Origin of the sequence: Mesorhizobium sp. M1A.F.Ca.ET.072.01.1.1, from assembly GCF_004023325.1 — a bacterium.
In the GTDB taxonomy this organism is placed as follows: domain Bacteria; phylum Pseudomonadota; class Alphaproteobacteria; order Rhizobiales; family Rhizobiaceae; genus Mesorhizobium.
The window spans coordinates 1-5,512 of record NZ_RZSF01000389.1 but is presented as its reverse complement, the minus strand read 5'-3'; the positions used below and the strand labels follow the sequence as shown (position 1 = coordinate 5,512).

Sequence of the window (5,512 nt, the reverse complement as noted above, 5' to 3'; positions counted from 1 at the left end):
GGGTTCCGGGGGCTTCTCGGCCTTGAGTTGCTTCGGCTGCGGTGCGGGCGGAGGCTTCGACTTAGGTTGCTCGGGTGGAGGCACAAGCGCGACATTGACCGGCTGCTCCTGATCCGGCTGTTGGGCGCGCTTGGGCAAGGTATAGACCAGAAACGCTGCGATCAGCGCATGCAGCATCAGCGATGCGGGCAAAGCCCACGCCAAATTCCGACGCCGCTCTTCTGTCTCGCCCTTCATCCCGATCGATGTGGAACGAAATGGCGGCGGCTGCAAGCACAGGCATCGGATCGGCGCCTGACAAGTCAGTGATTGGATGGCCACGTGCAGCGCCGCCGAGAATCAGAAGGGGCGCGGTCCGGACTTGTCCGTGACAGGCCGTTCGCCGACATGGGAACGTCATGCTGCTTGCAGGCCGGACCACCTGAATATCGCCACGCCCGGGGCAAGCCGGCTTGCCACGAGGCCCCACGCCGCGATATCCCGGGCAACCTCCTCAGTTCCGGCCTTCCATGCTCAAGACCGTCTCCCTCACGCTGCTTTCGCTTGCCATGGCCATCGGCCTTGGCGGCGGCAGCGTCTGGTACGCGCTCAACGCGCAGGACGGCGTCGGCGCGATCCGCATCGGCCAATGGACAGCTTTTCCTGAAATCGGCACGGAAGGTTCCGACCCCTACTCCAAGGCGCGCGTGGCGCGTGAGGGCGTGCTGGCGCTCGGCCGGGCGGAAGGGTTGTCCTTCGTCGCCGAGCGCGATGAAGCTGGCCAACCGCTGAAGCGGGAATGCGCCTATACAATCGAAGGCGGTTACCCGACGGCCCGGTTCTGGACGCTTTATGCCGCCGACCAGTCGCTCGGCGTCATTGACACCGGCAAAGCGAGACAGGCGGTGCTGCAATCCTACGAAGTGCTGCGCCGGCCCGACAATTCGGTCGTCATCTCCGTCGGCGACCGCCCTGCCCCGGGCAACTGGCTGCTGACGGCCGGCTTCGGCAAGATGTATTTCGTGCTGACCTTCTACGACACGCCGATCGCGAGCAGCACTGGGCTTTCCGACGTGGCGCTGCCGCGCATTTTGAAGGCGGGCTGCCATGCGTAGCCTGCTGCACGCCATGGTCCTCGGCCTGCTCGGCGCCGGCATCGTGCATATCGCGGTGCTGTTTTTGGTGCCGGAATTTTCCGAGCGCGATGCCTGGTCGCGGCTGGCAATGGCCTCCGACCTCTACAAGATGACGCGCCTGGACGCGGAAGCCGGCGGTGCACCTGTGGTGAAGTCGGTCGACCCCATGTTCTACGCGGCCGCCTGCCGCTTCAATCTCGCCGACGGGCTGGTGCGGATCCGGGCGCCCGGCAACGTGCCGTTCTGGTCGGCCTCGGTCTATGACCGCAGCGGCCATAACATCTATTCCTTCAACGACCACAATGCGAACAGCGAAAAGCTCGATGCCGTGGTGCTGACACCGGCGCAGATGATCGACGTGCGGCGCGATCTTCCCGAGGACTTGCAGGGCGCGATCTTTGTCGAGGCGCCGATCGAAGAGGGAATCTTTGTCGTCCGCGCCTTCGTGCCGGACGATAGCTGGAAGCCGATCGTGTCGCGCTTTCTCGAACAGAGTGCCTGCGAACTGCAGGAATACTGAAGAGTCAGCTCAGTGATGCGGCACTAGTGGCCGTGGCGACCCAGGCTTGTCCGGGCCGTCCGGACGCGCCGCGCCGACCTGCGGCTGTGGCTCATAGCGGACGCCGGGGAAGATGATGACAGCCGCTGCCGTGTCGGTGTCGTGGGTTACTCGATTGACGGGTGCCGCTCGCGGCACGAAAGACAAGACCATGCCCATGGTTCGCGTATTCCTCTCGGTTTGACCGGAGCACAACGCAACGCCTCCAAAGTCGATTAAGGCGGGCAGAGGGTTAACGGAGCGCTAACGGATCGCGGCTAATTTGATGTTTGTTCCCTGGAGACGCGAAACCGGCCCGGCCGGAGGCGCGGGCCCGGGTCTGTGTCGAGTATCGGGCGTATCCTCCGTGTCTTCTTCGGATTTCAGGCACATCGCTATCCGGACCGAAGCGGGAAAAGCCGAAAGGCTGTTCCGCGCCGCCGTGTCGGCCTTCTGCTCGCTGACGCGCCCGTCGCGGCGCGAAATCGCCCAACTCGAGGATTTGACGCTGCCGCTGTTCGACGAAGTGTCGGTCGAATCGCGCCGCTATGTCGCCGCCGCCCTTTCCGAATGCGAATATGCGCCGGCCGCGTTGGTGCGGCGGCTGGCCGAGGAGCCGGTCGAGATCGCGGCGCCGCTGCTTATCCGCTCGAACGCGCTAAGCGACATCGACCTCATCGCGCTGATCGGCCGCCATGGCCTGCCGCACGCGCGCGCAATCGCTCGCCGCAAGGAACTCAACGCAACCATCGCCCACCTGATCCGCGCGCTGGAGAAGCCGACGCTGGTCAACACGCGGCCGCCGGAGACGGTCACGAAGATCGCGCCGGTGAAACCGGCCGCTTCCGCAACAGAAGACAGCCGCCCGGATCCCGGCGTGTCTGAGGAAAGCGCGCGGCGACGCCTGCGCTCGATGATGCGGCCCGCCGGCGAAAGTGCCGCTGTCAACCTGTTCCTCGGACAGCCGACTTATCTGAAGCTGCGCGAGACGGCGCTGACGGGCAACCTTGCTTTCTTCCAGACAGCGCTTGCCGATGCGCTCGACATCGATTTTGCCACAGCCCGCTCAATTACAGAGCAATCGGGCTACGCAGCGCTGCTTGCGGCGCTCAAGGCGCTCGACCTAAGCGAAGACAGGGCCTTCCTGATCGCGGTCGCGGTCCATCCCGGCGAGTTTCCGCATCCCCAGGCAATCCGTCTGTTCCTCGACCGCTATCGGCTGCTGCATCGCGAGGCAGCGCTCGACAAGGTGCGGGCCTGGAAAGCCGAAACGCTGTCTCGGGCGATCCGCGGCAATGCCATCGAGACAGGGCGCCACGCATCGAACAGCGATGACAAGGCCGCCGGCCGCAAGGCGTCCTGACCCAATTCCAGGGAAGTGCACAGCGTTTCCGTGGCCGGTCGGGACGCCGGGCCGCCGCCTCTATTCCGCCTTCACGGACACAAGCTCCTCGACCGGAACGGAGCCGGCCTCGATCTCGACCACCCAGATGTCGGGATCGAATCTCTTTTCCTTTTCCAGCCTTGCATCGAATGCCGAGCTATCGTCGCCAGAATCGAGCAAGGTGAAGAAGCGCTCGTCGGGCTTGGCCGAATCGTAGCTCGTTTGCGGCGCCGGTCCGTACAGAGCCACCTCGCCCAGCCGGCCGCGCGACAACACGAAGACGGCGCCGGCCTCGGTCGCGCCGCGCTTGACGACGGCAGCAAAACCGCCGGCGGTGAAGACACGGCGCAGAAGGGCCGATACCCACAGATCGGTAGTCACGCGCATGGCAGGGTTCCGGATGGCATGCGCGGTTCCTTACAGCATCGGCAATGGAACCGAAAGCCGGCAGCCCTCAGTTTGTCAGGCCGATCTCGCGCATCTTGGCATAGACCACTTCGTCCGGCTCACCGGTTTCGGGCAGGCCGAACAGCGCCTGGAACTCCTTGATCGCAGACTTGGTCCGGGCGCCTACGACGCCGTCGAGCTGCATATCGTCATTGCCGAAGGCCTTCAGGCCAGCCTGGATCTTGACGATGCGGGCGTCGGGGGCCTGCGTTGCGCCGTTGGCCGGAGAGGAGACCGGAATGGCCGCCGGTCCGGCGGCCTGGGCCGCAGCCCTGTCGGCCGGTCTCGGGGCCGGATGCGGAATGGCCGCAGTCGTTTGCCTGGCGCCAAGCTGATCGAGCAGCGCGCCGTCGATATCGCCGGAGGCGGGCAGCCCGACCTTGAGCTGATAGGCCTGGATGGCCTTGCGCGTGGCTGGGCCCGTGAGGCCGTCGACGGTGCCGTCGTAGAAATTGAGGTCCTTCAATATGCCCTGCACCTGCTGGACGACCGGATCGGGCTTGGGAGTGGGCTGCGCCTGCCGCACGATGTTGATGGTGGTCTCCGGCTCATCCGAGACGGCATGCGGGAAATTCTCGATGCTCCTGGTGGCGAAGAAGGCGCTCGTGTGCGGAAAAGGCTGGTACCAGAGCGCGTTGGCCGAAACGTAGAAGAGCGTCACCAGGAAGGCGGTCGAGCCGCCGACCAGAACCGGATTGCGCGAGATCATCTGGCCGACCGCCGCAGCGCTCTCGACAAGCAAGCCGCGCTCGGGTTCGACCACTTTAGGCCGTCTTGCGGAGCGAGCCATTGCTGTCCCCATTTGCATCCCCCTTCGGCTTTGCAATCGGCACCGGCAGCACGTCGGCCGGCGCGCCCAAGCGCCGCTTCGGTCCATTCACCGGCAGGCTGATCGTCACAGTCGTGCCTTCGCCCGGGGCGCTCTCGATCGACATCGTGCCCTCATGCAGCGCCACCAGCCCCTTGACCAGCGACAGGCCGAGCCCGGTTCCCTCGAAGCGGCGCGTATAGTCGTTCTGGATCTGCATGAACGGCTTGCCGAGATTGGCCATATCCTCTTCGGCGATGCCGATGCCGGTGTCGCTCACCCAGAAATGCAGCCGCGAGCCGACCCGCTTGGCGCCGATCACCACGCTGCCGCCGTCAGGCGTGAACTTTAAGGCGTTCGAAACGAGATTGATCAGGATCTGCTGCACGGCGCGGCGATCGGCATTGATCTCGCCGGCGTCAGGCGCGATCTGCGCGCCGAGCGCGATGCTCTTGGCCTCCGCCAGCGGCCGCATCATCGAGCGACACAAGTCGGCGGCATCGGCGAAGCGGAACGGCTCGAGCTCGGTGGCATAGGCGCCTGCCTCTATGCGCGAGACATCGAGGATCGAGGTGACGACGGACAAAAGATGCTGGCCGGACTCCCTGACCAGGGCGACATATTCCTTCTGGCGCGGATCGCGGAAGGCGCCGAACATCTCGTGCAGCAGCATGTCGGAGAAGCCGATGATGGCATTGAGCGGCGTGCGCAACTCGTGGCTGACCACCGCCAGGAAACGCCCCTTGGCCACTTCGGCGGCAGCCGCAGCCTCCCTCGCCGTGGCAAGCTCTTCGCGGAGCGCAGCGACCTCGTCGTTCTCACGAAGGACGAAGGTGAAGGTGTCCTGCTCCCGCGCGCCGCGCAGCAATTCAAGGCGGAACGGGCGGAAATTGTCGGCCGAGTCGCCACCGTCGCGCGGCAAGCGGATGCGCAGGTCGAGCCGGCGCTTCGGCGCGCCCTCGCGCATGTCCGCGAGCGCGGTGAGATAGGCGACGCGATCGGAAAGATGGACGCGCTCGAACAAGCCGGTACCGAGCAGGAGCTCCGGCGCCAGCTTCAGAATGGAACGCGCCTTGGCCGAAGCGTCGAGCACCTCGCCCTGGCGGCCGACGCGCAGCACGACGGCATCGATGGTCTCTTCGAGACGGTCCACCGCAGGCTGAGCCTGACGCGCATCGGCGGGATTGGCGAAGGCCGCCGCGCGCGGCAGGAGCGTAAGC

The 5,512-nt window shown here is 65.5% G+C and carries 7 protein-coding genes and 1 pseudogene; 3 read left to right on the top strand and 5 right to left on the bottom strand.

The window, feature by feature from the left end; genetic code table 11:
• Window positions 1-237, bottom strand: a pseudogene (locus EOA32_RS32470) (hypothetical protein); the annotation flags it as partial.
• Between the two features lie 272 nt (window positions 238-509).
• Between EOA32_RS32470 and EOA32_RS32465 the strand changes: the two are divergent.
• Together EOA32_RS32465 and EOA32_RS32460 are read left to right on the top strand one after the other, a co-directional pair.
• Entirely contained in the window at window positions 510-1,094 is a 585-nt protein-coding gene (locus EOA32_RS32465) for a DUF1214 domain-containing protein (RefSeq protein ID WP_066997640.1), read from the top strand.
• On the top strand, window positions 1,087-1,635 hold the full coding sequence (locus EOA32_RS32460; protein WP_066997643.1) for a DUF1254 domain-containing protein: 549 nt from the start codon (window positions 1,087-1,089) through the stop codon (window positions 1,633-1,635). Before EOA32_RS32465 ends, EOA32_RS32460 begins: the two co-directional genes overlap by 8 nt.
• Window positions 1,636-1,644: 9 nt before the next feature.
• Here the strand turns inward: EOA32_RS32460 and EOA32_RS32455 are convergent, their stop codons facing one another.
• A complete protein-coding gene (locus EOA32_RS32455) occupies window positions 1,645-1,833 on the bottom strand; it encodes a hypothetical protein (RefSeq protein ID WP_082953733.1) in 189 nt (62 codons plus the stop codon).
• Window positions 1,834-2,020: 187 nt separating this feature from the next.
• On the opposite strand from EOA32_RS32455, the gene EOA32_RS32450 reads away from it, so the two are divergent.
• A complete protein-coding gene (locus tag EOA32_RS32450; protein WP_128373909.1) occupies window positions 2,021-3,016 on the top strand; it encodes a DUF2336 domain-containing protein in 996 nt (331 codons plus the stop codon).
• 60 nt (window positions 3,017-3,076) lie between these two features.
• On the opposite strand, the gene EOA32_RS32445 is transcribed toward EOA32_RS32450, so the two are convergent.
• From EOA32_RS32445 to EOA32_RS32435, 3 genes are all read right to left on the bottom strand, one after another.
• Complete coding sequence (locus EOA32_RS32445; RefSeq protein ID WP_066997648.1) at window positions 3,077-3,424, bottom strand: DUF1491 family protein; 348 nt, start codon at window positions 3,422-3,424, stop codon at window positions 3,077-3,079.
• A 67-nt stretch (window positions 3,425-3,491) separates the two neighbouring features.
• Window positions 3,492-4,274: a peptidoglycan-binding protein gene (locus tag EOA32_RS32440; protein ID WP_128373908.1), complete on the bottom strand. Its 783-nt coding sequence runs from the start codon at window positions 4,272-4,274 to the stop codon at window positions 3,492-3,494.
• A partial coding sequence (locus EOA32_RS32435; RefSeq protein WP_145971425.1) for a PAS domain-containing sensor histidine kinase occupies window positions 4,249-5,512 on the bottom strand: 1,264 nt, incomplete at its 5' end. The genes EOA32_RS32440 and EOA32_RS32435, both read right to left, overlap by 26 nt.

Bases quoted from the DNA above. Each gene is read 5' to 3' on its own strand.
- EOA32_RS32460 (WP_066997643.1), top strand. From the start codon at position 1,087: ATGCGTAGCCTGCTGCACGCCATGGTCCTCGGCCTGCTCGGCGCCGGC.
- EOA32_RS32455 (WP_082953733.1), bottom strand. From the start codon at position 1,833: ATGGGCATGGTCTTGTCTTTCGTGCCGCGAGCGGCACCCGTCAATCGA.
- EOA32_RS32445 (WP_066997648.1), bottom strand. From the start codon at position 3,424: ATGCGCGTGACTACCGATCTGTGGGTATCGGCCCTTCTGCGCCGTGTC.
- EOA32_RS32440 (WP_128373908.1), bottom strand. From the start codon at position 4,274: ATGGCTCGCTCCGCAAGACGGCCTAAAGTGGTCGAACCCGAGCGCGGC.
- EOA32_RS32465 (WP_066997640.1), top strand. From the start codon at position 510: ATGCTCAAGACCGTCTCCCTCACGCTGCTTTCGCTTGCCATGGCCATC.